Below are 17,561 nucleotides of genomic sequence, written 5' to 3'. Positions count from 1 at the left end.
ATGTACCGCGAAAAACGCTCCCGCGAATTCTACCTTCTCGCCGTCTTCTTTGCCGTCTTCGTCTTGTTTCTCTACGGACCGCTTTCGGCGATCCTGATCCTGTCCTTCCAGGGGCCGAATGGCGGCCTTACCTTCCCGCTCAACGGCGTGTCGCTGCACTGGTTCGCCAACCTGTTCGAAACGCAGGCGGTCGGCGATTTCGGCGGCTCGTTCCGCCGCTCCGCCATGCTCGGCATCATGGTGATGATCGTGACCGTGCTGGTGTCGCTGCTGGCCGGCCTTGCCTTCCGCCGCAAGTTCATCGGTGCGACGGCGCTGTTCTACCTGGCGGTGGCGAGCCTCGTCGTGCCGTCGATCATCGTGTCGCTCGGCATCGGCGTGCTGTTCACCCAGCTCGGACTGGAGCCGGCCTGGTATTCGTCGGCCTTCGGCGCGCACCTGACCTGGACGCTGCCCTTCGGCGTGCTGATCATGTTTGCCGTGTTCAATCGCTTCTCGCCCTCCTACGAAGAAGCCGCCCGCGACCTTGGTGCCTCCTCATGGCAGACGTTCCGCCATGTCGTGCTGCCGATGATCGCGCCGAGCCTGATCGGTGTCGGCCTGTTCGGCTTCACGCTTTCCTATGACGAATTCGCCCGCACGCTGATGACGGCCGGTTCGTTCAACACGCTGCCGCTGGAAATCTACGGCATGACCACCAATGTGACGACGCCGGTTCTCTATGCGCTCGGCACGGTGACCACCATCTTCTCCTTCCTGGTCATTGCCGGAACGCTCGGCCTGATCGTCCATGTCAACCGCCGCCGGCAGCGGTCGTAAGTTCAGCCCATGCGTATCCTGATCGTCAATCCGAACACGACCGCCAGCATGACCGCGACGATCGCCGACAGTGCGCGGCGCGTTGCCGGGCACGGGACGGACATCGTCCCCGTCACCTCGTCGATGGGACCGGTTTCCATCGAAGGCTATTATGACGAGGTTTTCGCCATTCCCGGCCTGTTGAAGGAAATCGCCGCCGGCGAGAAGGCCGGTATCGATGCCGTGGTCATCGCCTGTTTCGACGATACCGGGCTCGATGCGGCGCGTGCGCTGGCCGACGTGCCTGTCATCGGCATCTGCGAGGCAGCGGTTTCCGCCACCGCCTTCATCGCCCAGAAATTCACCGTGGTGACGACGATGGAGCGCTCGCGCCTGCCGCTCGAACATCTCGTTCATCGCTACGGCATGTCGTCGCGCTGCAAGGTGCGCGCGGCCGACATTCCGGTCCTGTCGCTGGAAGACCCGGCATCGAACGCCCGAGACCGGCTGCGCAGCGAAATCTCGCTGGCTCTCGAGCAAGACCGGGCCGAGGCGATCGTGCTCGGCTGCGCCGGCATGGCGGATCTCACCGCCGAACTGAGGGCCGAATTCGGCGTGCCCGTGGTGGACGGTGTCGCCGCCGCTGTGAAGCAGGCGGAGATGCTGGTGACGCTCGGCCTTTCGACTGCCAAGCGGGGGGCCTATGCGACACCGATTTCCAAGCCCTATCGCGGCATGCTGGAGGCTTTCGAACCCGGCCGGCTGACCGGCTCATGACCTCGCCCATGACCGGGATCGTGATCCGCCCGCTCGATCTTGAGGAAATCGAGGTGCTGATCGGCTGGGCGAAGGTCGAGGGCTGGAATCCGGGTCTCGCCGATGCGGCACCGTTTCAGGCGGCCGACCGCCAGGGCTTTATCGGCTGCTTTGTCGACGGCGTGATGGCGGCCGGCCTATCGGCGGTGCGCTACGGCCAGGATTTCGGTTTCATCGGGCTTTACATCGCCCATCCGGATTTTCGCAGGATGGGGTATGGGCGACGGGTTTGGGATGCGGGCATGGCGCATCTTGGAGGTCGGACCATCGGCCTCGACGGAGTGCCGGAACAGCAGGCCAATTATCGAAGCATGGGGTTTACGCCCGACTACGAGACCTGGCGCTGGAGCGGCGCGGCTGAAGGCCGGTCGGATCCGGATATCCGCCCGGCCGATGACGCGGACATGTCGCAATTACTCGACTTCGATAGCCAGCATTTTGCCGGAAGGCGTGCGGATTTTCTGCACGAATGGATAAAGGCGCCGCGGCTGGCGAAAGTGCTGATCCGCAACGGCACCATCGCCGGCTATGCGGTGGCGCGGCCATGCCATGAGGGCTACAAGATCGGACCGCTGTTTGCGACCGATGTGGCGGGAGCCAAGGCCTTGCTGAGAGCCTGTGCTGCCGAGCTACCGGGAGAGATGCTGCATCTCGACGTGCCGGAGGGGCAAGCGGAATTTTCCGCCGATCTGCAAGATCGCGGGTTTGCCAGGGGTTTTCAGACAACGCGGATGTATCGCGGCGCGGCACCGGTGTTCGATCTTGCTGGCGTTTTCGGCGTAACGACACTGGAGCTTGGCTGAGCCAATCAGTCGGATAAGATGACTCATTCACGAAAGTTTTTTGACCCGGGTGCTTGCGTGTCCGCGGCGCTCGCGTTAGGTCACTCTCATATTGTCGATCCGGAGATCGGCACGTAAGCGTTCACGTCAATCAACGCGCAGGATCGATTGGAGCGACCAACGGTCTGCGCGGTCATGTCCGGCAGACTGTGGTCCTACCGCAGAACAGGACAATGATGGACAGCCTGACCCCGACATCCAAACCCTCGCAGAACTTTCCGCAGATCGATCGCGTGCGCCACGAACTCAAGCGGCGCGAGCTGACTGTCGAGGCGCTGGACTATGTGACGCCGCTCATGCTGCGCATCACGCTTCGCGGCGAGGCCCTTTCGGACTTCACCAGCCTCGGCGCCGACGACCATATCAAGGTCGTGGTTCCCGGTGCAGACGGCGAGATGGAGATGCGCGACTACACACCGCGTTCCTATGACAATGCGGCCGGCCGGCTGGTGCTGGACTTTGCCGTGCATGAAGCCGGACCGGCGACCAAATGGGCGCTGGAGGCCAAGATCGGCAGCACCATCACCATTGCCGGGCCGCGCGGATCGGCCGTTATTTCCGGCGTCAGCAATTGGGTTCTGGTCGGCGACGAAACTGCGCTTCCGGCCATGGGCCGCCGTATCGAGGAAGCCAAGGCCGGCGACAGGATCACCGCCATCGGCGTCGTGACCGACAAGGGCGAAGAGCAGGAGTTTGCCAGCACAGCGAGTCTCAGGATGAACTGGGTCCACCGCCCGGCTTCCGCCATCACCGATCCGGCGCCGATCATCGCGGCACTCGACGGGATAGAACTGACGGCCGACACATTCGTCTGGGTCGCGGCCGAAGCCTCGGTTGCGCGTGCGATCAAGACCTATCTGACCGCCACCCGCAACCATCCGTTGCCCTGGATCAAGGCAGCCGGCTACTGGACCCGCGGCATGGCCGACACCGCGATGAAGATCGTCGACTGAGGCGGGGCTCACGCCTGATACAAGATGAGCCAATAGCGGCCACAAAAAAGGGGAGCAACGGCTCCCCTTTTTCATTCGATGTATGGGCCGGTCAGGCCGTCGGCTGCTTGGTCTTGCGCAGATAAGGCAGGACGGTATCGAAGGAGCCGAAGCGCTGGATGGCGTCCTCGTTGGAAACGGCTGCGGTGATGATCACGTCTTCGCCCTGTTTCCAGTTGGCAGGCGTTGCGACCTGATGCTTGGCAGTCAACTGTATGCTGTCGATCGCCCGCAATATTTCGTCGAAGTTGCGGCCCGTCGTCATCGGATAGGTGAGAACGAGCTTGATTTTCTTGTCCGGGCCGATGACGAAGACCGAGCGGACGGTGGCATTGTCGGCGGGCGTGCGGCCTTCGGCGCTTTCACCGGCACCAGCCGGCAGCATGTCATAGAGCTTGGCGACCTTGAGGTCCTTGTCGCCGATCAGCGGATAATCGACGTCGAAGCCGGTCGCGGTGCGGATATCGCCCTTCCACTTTTCGTGGCTTTCGACCGGATCGACCGAAATACCGATGATCTTGACGCCGCGCTTGGCAAACTCGCCGGCAAGGCCGGCCATGGTGCCTAGTTCGGTGGTGCAGACGGGGGTGAAATTCTTCGGATGCGAGAACAGCACCGCATAGCTGTCGCCGATCCAGTCATGAAAGGAGATCGGGCCCTTGGACGTGTCGGCCTGAAAATCGGGGGCAATGTCGTTGATACGTAGGCTCATTTCAGCTCTCCATTGGATGAGGGATTTAACCGCAGAACCAACCGCAACAGGAGCTTCGATTTGCTCTTCTCACTGTCGGCTATGGAAATAAACTCGCTTATATTAGGGAAAGGCAGCGCGATATTTCCGCTTCTGCGCGGCGGAGGTCAAGCCATTCCTGACTGTTATTTTTCCGCCTCATGCCGCCGCACCGGCCTGCGCCACAAAAAACCAAAATCGCCCTATGGTTGCAATCTCAGCCGCCCCGGCCCTCATAGACATCCCGCTTCTCATCCACGGCTGCATCCGGGCTGGCGCACGGATGGCCGTCGCAGGCAGACTGGGCAGCGAGCCGTTGCTTCAGGGCATCAACCTGTTGCGGCGACCAGCCCTTCACGTCGGTCACGGCCATCCAGGCATCGACATAGTGTTCGGCGGCATAGACATGACCGAAGCCCGGCGGCGTGCCGGCGGCGAGCAGCATGTCGAGACCAAGCTGCAGGGCAGTGACGATCGGATGCCAGCGCAGATCCGGCGAGACATCCGAGCCGAGCGGCTCCTTCATCCAGTCCGGGGCGCGGTAGAAATCCCGGTCGTCGAAAAAGACGATCGCATCGCTTGCATATTGCAGATAGACGATCCGCATCGGCCCCCAGTCGGCCGTGGCCTGCGCGGCAAAACCGTGCTGATCCATGAAGCGCACGAGCCGTCCGTCGCGAAATTGCGGCAGGCGCTGCAACGAGCCGGGATTACGCTCGCGGCTGATCGTTTGCCATTGCGGCGTGACGAAGGGAGGACCACTCCAGAGCGCACCATCGACTGGGTCGCCGATCATCTCGAAAAGGCTGGCGGACTTTTCCGAGTTCAGCGCTCCGAGGCTCAGGCCATGGAGATAGAGCTTCGGCCGCTCATCCTTCGGCAGGGCGGTCCAGTAATTGTAGATTTCGGTAAACAGCGCCCTCGCCGTCTCGGCGCCATATTCGGACTGGGCGACCAGCGACAGCGGACTGCTGAGATAGGAATATTGAACGGCAACGCTCGCGATATCTCCGTCATGCAGATATTCCACAGCGTTGATTGCGGCTGGATCGACCCATCCCGTGCCTGTCGGCGTGATGACGACCAGCACGGAGCGGTCGAAACCGCCCTGGCGTTTCAGCTCGTCGAGCGCCAGGCGGGCGCGCTCTTCCGGTGTCTGGCGGGATTGAAGACCGACATAGACCCGGATCGGCTGCATCGCCGGCCTGCCGGTCACGGCCGATATGTCCCTGGCATCTGGACCGGAGGCGACGAAGCGGCGGCCCATGCGGCCAAGCTCGTTCCAGTCGATCAGCGAGGCGGCACTGCCGGTGCGGCCGCCGTCGGTCGGCTTGGGTGCATCCGGTTCAAGCAATGCGTCATAGGTTCGATAGGAGGAATCCAGCAGGCGGAAGACCGAGCGGGCCAGAATGTCACTCGCCAGCAGCCAGACGACAATGGCGGTGAGCGCAATCGACAAAAGAGCGGCCAGCCGGACGGGCACATAGCGGCGCATGCAGCGATCGAGGAGACTTGCGAGCGCGCCGATCAGGCGGGTGATGGCGAGAAGCAGGACGAACAGGGCCAAAGCAACGACGCAGACGATGAAGGGATGCGCCGTCTCGACCGGCGGCATGCCCATCAGCGACCGGACCGAATTTTGCCAGCCTGCCGTGTGGGCAAGCGAGATCAGCGCGATGACGGCAAAGGGAAGGAGCAACAGGCCGCGGACGCGCCACGACAATCGCCGGATTTCAGGCAGGCCGAGATAGGTCCATATCCAGGAGAACAGGGCGCCGATCGCGTAGCCGGCAAAGAAGCAGAGGCCGGCGAGCGCGCCCTGAGACAGATGATCGCGAGGGATGAGGCTCGGCGTGAGCGCCGCGGAAAACAGCAGGGCACCGAGGATCAGTCCCGGCAGGGAGAGCGGCGAAAAAAGCGCAAGGCGACGCGGCCTTGCCTCTTCTGCCGGATCGGATCGGCCATTCTGTTGGTCGGTCATCAGCGCTCCGGTTCTGTTGCTTCAGCCCGGTCGCGCGGCGATAGTTACCGCTGCTTACTGACCAGGATCGCGGCTGCCTCGTTTGCCTTCATCAGGGCTGCCTCGACCGGAGCATCTTGCAGAAGTTGAGCGGCAAGAACACCAATAAATTCGTCACCGGCGCCATGTGTGCTGACAAGTTGTACCTTGATGGCGGGAATGGCGGTTTCCTTGCCGCTGTCACGCTCGACGCAGGCGACACCATCACCGCCGGCCGTGACCACGGCAACGGGATAGGCTTTGGAAAGGGTGCGTGCGGCGGCAAGCGCGCTGTCGAGCGAATTGACCTCGGGCACATCGGACAGGGCTTCCGCCTCGACGGCGTTGACGACGACGATATCGACCAGCTTTTCCAGCTCGGCCGAAGGCTTTCTGGCCGGGGCGGCATTGAGGATGACGCGACCGCCCGCCTTCTTCATGGCTGCGGCAGCGAGCACGTTGGCGGCATCGGGAACCTCGTTCTGCAGGACGAGGATCGCGCCCGGCCGGAACAGGTTCTTGGCCGCCTCGACATCTTCCTCGCCGAGTTCGAGATTGCTGCCCGAAACGATCACTGCACCGTAATCGCCTTCCGAATCGAAGATCGCCACGCTCATGCCGGAGCCGATACCCGGAATGGTGCGGACGAAACCGCGATCGACCCCGTAACGATCGAGATTGGAGAGCAGCGCTGAGCCGAACTGGTCATCGGCGACGGCACCGATCATCGCCGACGGCACGCCTTGCCTGGCGGCGGAGACGGCCTGATTGCCGCCCTTGCCGCCGCAGGCCGGATGCCAGGCGGAGCCGGTGACGGTCTCGCCCTTTCTCGGCCGTGCGGGACCCTTGACGATAATATCGTAATGCAGGCTGCCAAAGGTGACGACGGCGGGGCTGGTGGCATTCATAAAAACTTGTCTTTCCGTTTGGAGGCGACGGCCGTCATCGTCTTTTCGAGATTTCTCTCGGCAGCCTTGTAATCGCGCTGGGCGACGGCGACGAAGAGGGCATCCAGTATGTTGAGCTGGGCGATGCGGGCGGCAGCGTTCTCGCCCATCAGCGGCGAGCCTTGCGCGGTTGAACAGAGGACGACATCCGCCTGCTGCGCCAGGGGCGAGCCGTTATAATTGGTGATGGCGATGGTGCGGGCGCCGTTCCTGCGGGCCAATTGGATCGATTCGATCACCGCAACCGTATTGCCGGAATGGGAAAAGCCGATCGCCACGTCATCGGAGCCGAGCAGCGAGGCGGACATCAGCATCATATGGCTGTCGTCGAAGACGCTTGCCCTGACACCGACGCGCAGAAACTTGTGCGCCACGTCACGGGCAATCTGGGCCGAGCCGCCGACGCCGTAGAAATCGCGCTGGCGGGCCGAATGAAGCATGTCGGCCGCGCGGTCGAAGGCCTCGACATCAAGGATGGACTGGGTTTCCTCCAGTGCCTGGATCGAGGTGCGGAAGACCTTCTGGATGATTTCCTGCGAGGTATCGTCTGGCGACAGTTCCTGATGCATTTCAGCGGTCGGCAGGCGATTATACTGTGCAAGGGCTGCACGGAATTCGCGATAGCCGGCAAAGCCGAGCTTCTTGGTGATCTTCACCACCATCGCCTCGGAGACGCCGGCTTCGGTGGCAATCTCCTTCAGCGATGTTTCGTCGTCGAAGCTCCTGAGCGCGAAGACGGTTTCCACCACCCGGGCCTCGAGCGGCGTCAGAAGCGGCATGCGCATCCTGATCCGCGGTCCGACGGCCTTGAGGTCCAGGTGATCGGAATTCATGCGCGTTCCCCTTATCCGCGGCCGCGGGTGACGCGGTCGATCATCATTGCGACGAGGATAATAAGGCCGGTTGCGAGAAGTTGATAGAAAGCCTGGACGTTCATCAACGTCAAACCGTTGCGCATCGCACCGAGGATGATGGCGCCGAGAATGGTGCCGATGACGGAACCCTTGCCGCCCATCAGCGAGGCTCCGCCGATGGCTGCCGCGGCAATCGCATCGAGTTCCCAGAGGTTGCCGAGGATCGGTTCGGCGGCACCGAGGCGACCGATCAGGATCAGCGAGGCAAGCGCCGCCAACAGGCCGGAAATGACATAGGCGGTGATCTTGGTAAGCGCGATCGGCACGCCGGCCACGTAGGAAGCTTCCTCATTGCCGCCGACGGCCAGGAGATATTCACCGATCGGCGTCTTCTTCAGCACGATCCAGGCGACGATCGCAACGACGGCGACGATCCAGACCGAGTTGGGCAGGCCCGCGATGGAGCCGTTGAAGAGCGAACGGAAGGAGGCCGGAATGCCGAGGACCGGGTTACCGCCGGTATAGATCAGCGCCAGCGCACGGTAGGTGGACAGCGTGCCGAGCGTGACGATGAAGGGCTGAAGGCCGACATAGGCAACAAGCACGCCGTTGACGAGGCCGCAGACCATGCCGATGCCGAGACCGGCCGCAATCGCCACCGGGACAGGATAGCCGGCGACCAGCAGCGTTGCACTCAGGACCGCGGCGATCGCAGCCGTCGGGCCGACCGAGAGATCGATGCCACCGGAGATGATGACCAGCGTCATGCCGAGCGCGACGCAGGCGTTGATGCTCGACTGCTGCAGGATGTTGATGAGGTTGCGCTCCGACAGGAAGCCGGGAACGAGGGCTGCAAACACGGCCATGATGACGATCAGGCCGATCAGGGTGCCGGCATCTCGGACGGAGAAGGACGAAAACATGTTGGTAGACCGCGCAGGGGCGCTGGACGAGATATCAGACATGACTGGGCTCCTGCTGGACCTGTTTGTTCTTTTGAGCTTTATCGCCGACGGCATGGGCGACGATGGCCTGCTCCGAGAGTTCGTGACGTTCGAGCTGGGCGGCGATCCGTCCGTTGCGCATGACGATGACGCGATCGGAAAGACGGATGACTTCCGGAAGCTCGGAGGACACGACGATGATCGACTTGCCTTCGGCGGCAAGGTTTTCGATCAGGTGATAGATTTCCGACTTGGCGCCGACATCGATGCCTCGGGTCGGCTCGTCGAAGAGAAGGATTTCGGAACCGGCCGCCAGCCAGCGGGCGATGATCGCCTTCTGCTGGTTGCCGCCGGAAAACAGCCGGATGGCACGGTCGATCTGGAAGGGGCGCAGATTGACGCGTTTCAGCAACTCCTCGGCCTTCGACTTGACGGCGCCGTGCCGGACGATGCCGGATTTCGAAAACTTGCCGAAGGAAGGTAGCGCCATGTTGACCGAAACGGAGCGGCCGGGAATGATCCCCTCGCGCTTGCGTTCTTCAGGCAGCAGGCCGATGCCGGCGGAAATCGCCGAACGGGGATTGGTCAGCTTCAGCTCACTGCCATCGACATGGATCGTGCCCGAGGCAATCGGATCGACGCCGGCAATCAGGCGCAACAGTTCGGTGCGGCCGGAGCCGACGAGACCGGCAATACCAAGCACTTCGCCGCGGCGGACCGTGAAGGAGACGTCGCTCACATGCGTGACACGGGAGGAGAGATCACGCAATTCGACGCGAACGTCCTCCTTCACGAACGAATTGTGTTCTTCATGCTGAAGTTCGCGGCCGACCATCATGGCGATTACATCGGCTTCGGCGGTCTGCTTCAGGTCGACTGTGCCGACGACATGGCCGTCGCGCATGACGGTGCCACGGTGGCAGATGCGGAATACCTCATCCATCTTGTGCGACACGTAGATGATCGACACGCCAAGACCGGCAAGCTTTTCGACGATTACCGCCAGCCGCTCGAATTCCGCCGGCGTGAGGCTGGAGGTCGGCTCATCCATGGCGATGATCTTCGCCTTGTCGAGAAGCGCGCGGGCGATCTCGACGATCTGGCGCTGGGCAACCTTCAGCGTCTTGATCGGCACGGACGGATCAATGGTCGGGTCAATCATGGCCAGAGCTTCGGCGGCGCGCCGCTCCTGCTCGCGACGATTGACGAGGATGCCGCCGGCGGACTTGATCTGGTGACCGAGGAACATGTTCTGCGCCACGGTGAGGTTCGGCACCTGCTGCAGTTCCTGATGGATCATGGCGATGCCGGCAAGCCTGGAGCTTTCCGGCTTCCTGAACGCGGCAAGCTCGCCATCGACATGGAATTCGCCGCTGGTCGACTTGGCGACGCCCGAGAGGATGCGCAACAGCGTGGACTTGCCTGCGCCGTTTTCACCGAGCAGCGCGTGGATTTCGCCGGGAGCGATCTCGAAGGAGACATCCGTCAGCGCCTTGACGCCGGGGGATGTCTTGGTGATGCCGCTGAATCTAAGACGGGCTGTCATGGGCATTTCCGATGCTTTCGGGGGCTAAGGCGTGGGGCAGTTCCGACGATCGCCGTGTCACGCTGTCAGTCTCTCACCCTGTCTGCAACGAACCGCCAAGCGGCGCTGCGCGACAGGTGTGGAGGTTGGAGAAAGGAGCCGGTATGCCAGCTCCTTCCTTCCAGTCATTATGCACCATTACTGGGCGGACGCTGCGTCCTTCATCAGCACGGCGCGGAGGTTGACGCCGTCGCCGCTGTATTTGGCGAGATTATCCTTGGTAATCAGTGCCTGGGGCGTTGCGACAACGCGGGGCAGCTTCTGGCCGCCAACGAGGCGCAGAGCCGTCTCCATACCCACTTCTCCGGTCAGAACCGGGAAGCTATCGACCGTTCCGGTCAGTTCGCCGGCTGCGATCGACTTGTAGGCGTCGGAAATGCCGTCCGTGCCGAAGACGGCGACCTTGCCGAGCAGACCGGCGGATTTGACCGCCTCGACAACGCCAAGCGCCATGCCGTCATTGTTGCAGTAGAAGCCGATCAGGTCGGGATGCTGCTGCAGAATGTTGGTTGCGGCGTCATAGGACTGCTGGCGATCCCAATTGCCGGGAACGCTGGCGACCACCTGGAACTTGTTGTCGGCGGAAATCGTCGACTTGAAGCCATCGGTGCGCTGTACGGCAGCATAAACGCCGGCCTGACCTTCGATGATCGCCACCTTGCCGCCGTTCGGGTATTTCTCGATGAACCACTTGGCGACGCGCACACCGTTGTCGCGCTGCACGGTGCCGACATAATGCTCGACCGAGGGGATGACGGCGTCGTTGACGTTGACGACCGGGATCTTGGCATCCTTGGCCTGTTCCATGACCGGCTCGAGATTGGCATCGGTCTGCGGGGAGACGAGCAGGGCGTTGACGCCGGTCGTGATCATGCCTTCGGCAATCGTCAGCTGACCGAGCTGGTCACCTTCGCTCTGGGCAGCCTGGTAGGCGACCGAGACACCGGCCTTGTCGGCATAAGCCTTGTAGCCATCACCGAGAGAGCGCCAGTATTCGTTGGTCAGCGTCTTGGACACGCCGCCGATACGGGTATCGGCCGGCAGCTTGGGCACGGCACCAAACTTGGCTTCCAGCTGAGACCAGTCAATGCGGTCCTTTTCGGTGTCCGAGTTCAGGGGCGCAAGATCCTGTGCGAAGCCGGCACTTGCCCAAAGCGTTGCGGCGAGACCGGCGGCAACTGCCGATGCGATGAACTTATTCATTCGGTTCCTCCCGGATGGATATTTGAAAGGTTTCTCGTTGGTGGGGGTCAAGCCACTTCGCCCAGCATGATTTCCTGGAGAATGGCCTGTGCGGACACGGCGTCCTGGCGATCGATGGCGCCGGACAGTCGGTTATCCTGCTCGAGGCGATCAACTACCTTCAGCATCCGCTGGACGGTCTTGATGTTGACCTCGCATTCGTGAACCGGATCGAGGCCGGTCATATCGGGGAAAGTGTCGAAATAGATGGCACCTTCATAACCGTCGCGCTTGATCTGGCGCAGCAGTTCGATCGTCTGGACGGAATGGACGGCGCCGACCATGAGGCCGTCGTCGCGCTTGGCATAACCGTCGTTCAGATGGACGCCGAGCACGCGGCTGTGGCGGGCGATCATGGCAGCAGCAAAGGCCGGCTGTTCATCGGCATAGAGAACATGGGCGAAATCGAGCGTGACCCCGAGGTTCTTGGCACCGACATCCCTGATGGCCAGAAGCGTGGTGGCGCAGTCTGGCATGAGGCTATAGGAGCGCGGCTCGTTTGGCTTGTATTCGATCGAAATCAGGCAATCCGCATCGTGTTCGCAAACTTCACGGATGCCATCGATTTCGTGTTGCCACATACGGTCATAGTCAGCCTGGAAAGCGTAGTCGAAGCCATCCTGACCGAGCCAGATGGTCATCAGGTTGGTGCCGGCCTCGCGTGCTGCGTCAATGCCCGCCTTGGTCAGGTCGATCGCCTCGCGGCGGACCTTGGCATCCGGGTGGGTGAAAGCGCCGAGCTTGAACGCCGGATTGGTGTAGTAGCGCATCGCAAAGCCATTAATCGCAAGACCGAGATCGCCGAGCTTGGCGGCGATTTCCTTCGGATTTTCCGATACATGATCGGGGTAGTTGAGGTCGAGATCAGTCAGGCCCGCTATCTTGGCGGCGCGAGCCGCCATCTGCATGACCGTCGGCTTGCCCTTGAGGTCCGGCCACTCGGCCTGGGCGTTGGAGGCGAAGGAGTTCAGGCGGGTGGCGAAACGGGGGCTGGACAATGTTCTGACCTTATACAATGAGCGTCGGCCGCGAACTTCACAAAAATATCTATATTTGTAAACTAAAAAAGTTCCGACGCTGCATCAAAACTGAGCGGCGGACTTCATACCTGCATGCGAAAGGCGCATGGCTAGCCCACACGTGCGCGAAATTTAGGCAAGAAACCGCGGCCGCGGGCACATTTAAATCCATTAGTAACCCGGCGGACCTTCCTTCTCGGCATAGCCCGGATGAACGGGCGCTGCCGGGCGTGCACAGCGCGCAAGGATAGAAATAGACATCTGCCGACAAGAAAACCGCTCGGAATGGACGCTCATTCGCATTCCTGCGATGCGCCTTGGGCCCAAGGCACCCTCCGCGACGCTGTGCTCCATCGTCTGCGGCCCGGCCAGTGCGGAGACCGGGCGAACGAGACCAAGGGGAGAGCGCCCGGCTCGATCACTCAAGAGCCTCGTGGAGGCCGATCTGCAAGCGCCTCCGGCCCCTCATCCTTGTAATGGTTGAAGATCTTGCAGCCGCTCTTGCGCTAAATGCCGAATGGACGGCACACATCGTTCATGCGCTCGCCTTCCAGCAAGCGGACGACAAATCGAAGGCGGTCGTCCATGACCGAAGTCTCTCTCCACGGCATCGACACCTCCCGATAAAACCGAAAAGTGTAACCCATGCCATCGGCACGAAATGTCACCAATCTTCAAGGTCGGGCACATCATTCCGCGGTACAAACCATTTTAACCGACGAAGGCAGCTCGACGAGATGGGGATGGCTGCGGTCAATCGACCATCTGGTAGCAGGTGGTGTCGATGGCCTGTTCGTTCTCGGAATCGGCTGCGAGTTTCGCTAGATATCACATGAAGAGCGGCTGACATTCCCGACTTCATCCTCCGCTATACGGCGGCGCGGCTCCCCGTGTTGACGACATATTAGCCCCCAAACGCGGTCTGGCGGCTGAGCGGACGATTTTGCCCTCGGGGGATATCGTCAGCATCGAGGTGCGATATCTCTTCAGTTCCGAGCTTTTGGAAAGTCATCGCGGATGAGTCGTCGCGCTGGCGATGACTAGTCTTTGGGGAAAGATTGGTTGCGGGGGCAGGATTTGAACCTGCGGCCTTCAGGTTATGAGCCTGACGAGCTACCGGGCTGCTCCACCCCGCGCCAAGCGTAAATCCCTATGGGATTTATCGCGGTAGCGTCACAGCTATGCTGTGATGCTTTCTGCCGAAGCAACGAGGTGAGCTCGTTGTCTCCTGTAAGGTGGGCACCGGCCGAAGCCTGTGGGCCAACCTTCATTTATTTCGTTCTGCAAACAATAAAGGGCCGCTTTAGGCGGCCCAATCGGAGTTTCGGCTTGGGCCGAGATGTGTTGAGAAGATTGTTTTCATGCGTGTTGCATTCATTGCCTTTAAAAGACCTGGCAGCGACCTACTCTCCCGCGTCTTAAGACGGAGTACCATTGGCGCTGGGGCGTTTCACGGCCGTGTTCGGAATGGGAACGGGTGCGGCCGCCCCGCCATAACCACCAGGTCATTTAAGGGCAATGTGAAGAGAAGCTGGTTCACTCGAAGAGTGATTGATTGAACACGTCAGATGAACCTTTGCAGTCTGCATCGATGCTTTTGGCACCCATACAGGCCTTCAGGCCGTCGCCGATCGTTCGGCGGGCCGTCCGCAGGCAGCATCCGAAGGATGCGTACGCCGTCAGGACAAGGTTTAAGGCTTATCGTCGCCGCGGAAGCGGCGATGATGAGCATTGATCAATGAGAGCGATTAAGCCAATCGGGCTATTAGTAAGGCTAAGCTTCATGCATTGCTGCACGTCCACACGCCTCCTATCAACGTGGTCGTCTTCCACGGCCCTGATAGGGAATACTCGTTTTCAGGTGGGTTTCCCGCTTAGATGCCTTCAGCGGTTATCCCTTCCATATATAGCTACCCTGCTATGCCGTTGGCACGACAACAGGTCCACCAGAGATATGTCCATCCCGGTCCTCTCGTACTAGGGACAGATCCTGTCAATATTCCTACACCCACGGCAGATAGGGACCGAACTGTCTCACGACGTTCTGAACCCAGCTCACGTACCGCTTTAATTGGCGAACAGCCAAACCCTTGGGACCTGCTCCAGCCCCAGGATGCGATGAGCCGACATCGAGGTGCCAAACAACCCCGTCGATATGGACTCTTGGGGGTCATCAGCCTGTTATCCCCGGCGTACCTTTTATCCGTTGAGCGATGGCCCTTCCACGCGGGACCACCGGATCACTATGACCGACTTTCGTCTCTGCTCGACTTGTCAGTCTCGCAGTCAGGCGGGCTTATGCCATTGCACTCGACGACCGATTTCCGACCGGTCTGAGCCCACCATCGCGCGCCTCCGTTACTCTTTCGGAGGCGACCGCCCCAGTCAAACTACCCACCATACACTGTCCCGGATCCGGATGACGGACCGCGGTTAGACATCCATGACGATAAGGGTGGTATTTCAAGGATGGCTCCACGAAGACTGGCGTCCCCGCTTCAAAGCCTACCACCTATCCTACACATGCCGACACGAATGCCAGTGTAAAGCTATAGTAAAGGTGCACGGGGTCTTTCCGTCTAACCGCAGGAACCCCGCATCTTCACGGGGAATTCAATTTCACTGAGTCTATGCTGGAGACAGCGGGGAAGTCGTTACGCCATTCGTGCAGGTCGGAACTTACCCGACAAGGAATTTCGCTACCTTAGGACCGTTATAGTTACGGCCGCCGTTTACTGGGGCTTCGATTCAGAGCTTGCACCCCTCCTCTTAACCTTCCAGCACCGGGCAGGCGTCAGACCCTATACGTCGTCTTTCGACTTCGCAGAGCCCTGTGTTTTTGATAAACAGTCGCTACCCCCTGGTCTGTGCCACCCCAATCCACTTGCGTAAAAAGGGGTCACGCTTCTTCCGAAGTTACGCGTGCAATTTGCCGAGTTCCTTCAGCATAGTTCTCTCAAGCGCCTTGGTATACTCTACCTGACCACCTGTGTCGGTTTCGGGTACGGTCTATAACGGTGGAGCTATTTCCTGGAACCGCTTCCCTGCCCAATCAATCCAATAAGAATGAACAAGCTACGCGATCCGTCACTACCACCAGGCCCACGAATATTAACGTGGTTCCCATCGACTACGCATGTCTGCCTCGTCTTAGGGGCCGGCTAACCCTGCTCAGATTAACTTTAAGCAGGAACCCTTGGTCTTTCGGCGAGAGGGTCTCTCACCCTCTTTGTCGTTACTCATGTCAACATTCGCACTTCCGATATCTCCAGGGGCCCTCACGGGTCCCCCTTCACAGACTTACGGAACGCTCCGCTACCACGTGGATAAATCCACATCCTCAGCTTCGGTGCATGGCTTTAGCCCCGTTACATTTTCGGCGCAAAGACCCTTATTTAGACCAGTGAGCTGTTACGCTTTCTTTAAATGATGGCTGCTTCTAAGCCAACATCCTGGTTGTTTTGGGATCCTCACATCCTTTCCCACTTAGCCATGACTTGGGGACCTTAGCTGGAGGTCAGGGTTGTTGCCCTCTTCACGACGGACGTTAGCACCCGCCGTGTGTCTGCCGACTAGTACTCCCAGGTATTCGGAGTTTGGTTAGGATCAGTAAGACGGTGAGTCCCCATAGCCCATCCAGTGCTCTACCCCCTGGGGTATTCGGTCGACGCTCTACCTAAATAGATTTCGCGGAGAACCAGCTATCTCCGAGTTTGATTGGCCTTTCACCCCTAGCCACAAGTCATCCCAATCTATTGCAACAGATGCGGGTTCGGCCCTCCAGTTGGTGTTACCCAACCTTCAGCCTGCTCATGGCTAGATCACTCGGTTTCGGGTCTAATGCAACTAACTGAACGCCCTGTTCAGACTCGCTTTCGCTGCGCCTACACCTACCGGCTTAAGCTTGCTAGTTACACTAAGTCGTTGACCCATTATACAAAAGGTACGCCGTCAGGCTTGCGCCCTCCGACTGCTTGTAGGCATCCGGTTTCAGGTTCTATTTCACTCCCCTTGTCGGGGTGCTTTTCACCTTTCCCTCACGGTACTTGTTCGCTATCGGTCATGCACGAGTACTTAGGCTTGGAGAGTGGTCTCCCCATGTTCAGACAGGATTTCACGTGTCCCGCCCTACTCAAGGACAATCAGTGTTCTACGCCTACGGGACTGTCACCCACTATAGTCAAGCTTTCCAACTTGTTCGGCTTTATTCCTGATTGCCACTGGCCTGGTCCGCGTTCGCTCGCCACTACTTGCGGAGTCTCGGTTGATGTCCTTTCCTGCAGGTACTTAGATGTTTCAGTTCCCTGCGTTCGCTTCTAACACCCTATGTATTCAGGTGTAGATACCTTATAACAATACCTAGAAACCTAAACCGTGCCTAAACACGGCTTAAACTTTCTAGGTATTTAAGGTGGGTTGCCCCATTCGGAGATCCATGGATCAAAGCTTATTCGCAGCTCCCCACGGCTTTTCGCAGCGTATCACGTCCTTCTTCGCCTGTGCATGCCAAGGCATCCACCAAATGCCCTTACGACACTTAATCGTTCTCATTGCCAATGCTCATCAGTCTAGCTGCCGTTTCGTCAGAAACGAGCAGCAGCAGGGCTACCTTTTACAACCCCGCCATCTCATGATGACATCGACGTGTTCTTCTCGATCAGATCGCTTTATCGAGGTCACGCCGAGCGACCTACTTGCGTCTGATCATAAGACCAGCTTCTCGAGATTAAATCCGGGTCCGTGCGGTTAGCAACCGGACATCAATAAGTCATCAGATGAACCCGAAGGTTCAA

Annotated in this window: 12 protein-coding genes, 1 tRNA gene, 2 rRNA genes and 1 pseudogene; 4 read left to right on the top strand and 12 right to left on the bottom strand. The window is 60.0% G+C overall.

What is annotated here, in order from left to right:
* The 4 genes from NCHU2750_RS19160 to NCHU2750_RS19145 all read left to right on the top strand — a co-directional run bounded on the left by NCHU2750_RS19160 (window position 1) and on the right by NCHU2750_RS19145 (window position 3,409).
* Window positions 1-819: an ABC transporter permease gene (locus tag NCHU2750_RS19160; protein ID WP_119942190.1), complete on the top strand. Its 819-nt coding sequence runs from the start codon at window positions 1-3 to the stop codon at window positions 817-819.
* A 9-nt stretch (window positions 820-828) separates the two neighbouring features.
* Window positions 829-1,575, top strand: a complete 747-nt coding sequence (locus NCHU2750_RS19155; protein ID WP_119942188.1) for an aspartate/glutamate racemase family protein — start codon at window positions 829-831, stop codon at window positions 1,573-1,575.
* Between the two features lie 8 nt (window positions 1,576-1,583).
* On the top strand, window positions 1,584-2,417 hold the full coding sequence (locus tag NCHU2750_RS19150; RefSeq protein WP_119943550.1) for a GNAT family N-acetyltransferase: 834 nt from the start codon (window positions 1,584-1,586) through the stop codon (window positions 2,415-2,417).
* Between the two features lie 212 nt (window positions 2,418-2,629).
* Window positions 2,630-3,409, top strand: coding sequence for a siderophore-interacting protein (locus NCHU2750_RS19145; protein ID WP_245480287.1), 780 nt, complete (start codon window positions 2,630-2,632; stop codon window positions 3,407-3,409).
* 91 nt (window positions 3,410-3,500) lie between these two features.
* On the opposite strand, the gene NCHU2750_RS19140 is transcribed toward NCHU2750_RS19145, so the two are convergent.
* From NCHU2750_RS19140 to NCHU2750_RS19085, 12 genes and pseudogenes are all read right to left on the bottom strand, one after another.
* Window positions 3,501-4,160: a peroxiredoxin gene (locus NCHU2750_RS19140; RefSeq protein ID WP_119942186.1), complete on the bottom strand. Its 660-nt coding sequence runs from the start codon at window positions 4,158-4,160 to the stop codon at window positions 3,501-3,503.
* A 235-nt stretch (window positions 4,161-4,395) separates the two neighbouring features.
* Entirely contained in the window at window positions 4,396-6,159 is a 1,764-nt protein-coding gene (locus NCHU2750_RS19135; protein WP_119942184.1) for an alpha/beta hydrolase, read from the bottom strand.
* A 44-nt stretch (window positions 6,160-6,203) separates the two neighbouring features.
* Window positions 6,204-7,085 (bottom strand): ribokinase, encoded by an 882-nt coding sequence (locus NCHU2750_RS19130; protein WP_119942182.1) that lies wholly within the window; start codon window positions 7,083-7,085, stop codon window positions 6,204-6,206.
* The gene (locus NCHU2750_RS19125) at window positions 7,082-7,957 is read right to left on the bottom strand and encodes a MurR/RpiR family transcriptional regulator (RefSeq protein ID WP_119942180.1); all 876 of its coding nucleotides are present in this window, start codon (window positions 7,955-7,957) and stop codon (window positions 7,082-7,084) included. The genes NCHU2750_RS19130 and NCHU2750_RS19125 overlap by 4 nt, the downstream gene beginning before the upstream one ends.
* Before the next feature lie 11 nt (window positions 7,958-7,968).
* Complete coding sequence (locus NCHU2750_RS19120; RefSeq protein ID WP_119942178.1) at window positions 7,969-8,943, bottom strand: ABC transporter permease; 975 nt, start codon at window positions 8,941-8,943, stop codon at window positions 7,969-7,971.
* On the bottom strand, window positions 8,936-10,468 hold the full coding sequence (locus tag NCHU2750_RS19115; RefSeq protein WP_119942176.1) for a sugar ABC transporter ATP-binding protein: 1,533 nt from the start codon (window positions 10,466-10,468) through the stop codon (window positions 8,936-8,938). Before NCHU2750_RS19115 ends, NCHU2750_RS19120 begins: the two co-directional genes overlap by 8 nt.
* A gap of 177 nt (window positions 10,469-10,645) precedes the next feature.
* Window positions 10,646-11,710, bottom strand: coding sequence for a sugar ABC transporter substrate-binding protein (locus NCHU2750_RS19110; protein WP_119942174.1), 1,065 nt, complete (start codon window positions 11,708-11,710; stop codon window positions 10,646-10,648).
* A gap of 47 nt (window positions 11,711-11,757) precedes the next feature.
* Window positions 11,758-12,747, bottom strand: a complete 990-nt coding sequence (locus tag NCHU2750_RS19105) for a sugar phosphate isomerase/epimerase family protein (RefSeq protein WP_119942172.1) — start codon at window positions 12,745-12,747, stop codon at window positions 11,758-11,760.
* 452 nt (window positions 12,748-13,199) lie between these two features.
* A pseudogene (locus NCHU2750_RS31305) lies at window positions 13,200-13,379 on the bottom strand (helix-turn-helix domain-containing protein); the annotation flags it as partial.
* A gap of 448 nt (window positions 13,380-13,827) precedes the next feature.
* A tRNA-Met gene (locus NCHU2750_RS19095) sits at window positions 13,828-13,904 on the bottom strand.
* Between the two features lie 254 nt (window positions 13,905-14,158).
* Window positions 14,159-14,273: ribosomal RNA gene (gene rrf, locus NCHU2750_RS19090) — 5S ribosomal RNA — on the bottom strand.
* Between the two features lie 239 nt (window positions 14,274-14,512).
* Window positions 14,513-17,311, bottom strand: a 23S ribosomal RNA gene (locus NCHU2750_RS19085).
* Window positions 17,312-17,561: the final 250 nt, after the last annotated feature.

This window comes from Neorhizobium sp. NCHU2750 (assembly GCF_003597675.1).
Lineage (GTDB): Bacteria > Pseudomonadota > Alphaproteobacteria > Rhizobiales > Rhizobiaceae > Neorhizobium.
This window is presented reverse-complemented; position numbering and strand designations above follow the sequence as displayed.

Bases quoted from the DNA above. Each gene is read 5' to 3' on its own strand.
- NCHU2750_RS19160 (WP_119942190.1), top strand. From the start codon at position 1: ATGTACCGCGAAAAACGCTCCCGCGAATTCTACCTTCTCGCCGTCTTC.
- NCHU2750_RS19155 (WP_119942188.1), top strand. From the start codon at position 829: ATGCGTATCCTGATCGTCAATCCGAACACGACCGCCAGCATGACCGCG.
- NCHU2750_RS19150 (WP_119943550.1), top strand. From the start codon at position 1,584: ATGACCGGGATCGTGATCCGCCCGCTCGATCTTGAGGAAATCGAGGTG.
- NCHU2750_RS19145 (WP_245480287.1), top strand. From the start codon at position 2,630: ATGATGGACAGCCTGACCCCGACATCCAAACCCTCGCAGAACTTTCCG.
- NCHU2750_RS19140 (WP_119942186.1), bottom strand. From the start codon at position 4,160: ATGAGCCTACGTATCAACGACATTGCCCCCGATTTTCAGGCCGACACG.
- NCHU2750_RS19135 (WP_119942184.1), bottom strand. From the start codon at position 6,159: ATGACCGACCAACAGAATGGCCGATCCGATCCGGCAGAAGAGGCAAGG.
- NCHU2750_RS19130 (WP_119942182.1), bottom strand. From the start codon at position 7,085: ATGAATGCCACCAGCCCCGCCGTCGTCACCTTTGGCAGCCTGCATTAC.
- NCHU2750_RS19125 (WP_119942180.1), bottom strand. From the start codon at position 7,957: ATGAATTCCGATCACCTGGACCTCAAGGCCGTCGGACCGCGGATCAGG.
- NCHU2750_RS19120 (WP_119942178.1), bottom strand. From the start codon at position 8,943: ATGTCTGATATCTCGTCCAGCGCCCCTGCGCGGTCTACCAACATGTTT.
- NCHU2750_RS19115 (WP_119942176.1), bottom strand. From the start codon at position 10,468: ATGACAGCCCGTCTTAGATTCAGCGGCATCACCAAGACATCCCCCGGC.
- NCHU2750_RS19110 (WP_119942174.1), bottom strand. From the start codon at position 11,710: ATGAATAAGTTCATCGCATCGGCAGTTGCCGCCGGTCTCGCCGCAACG.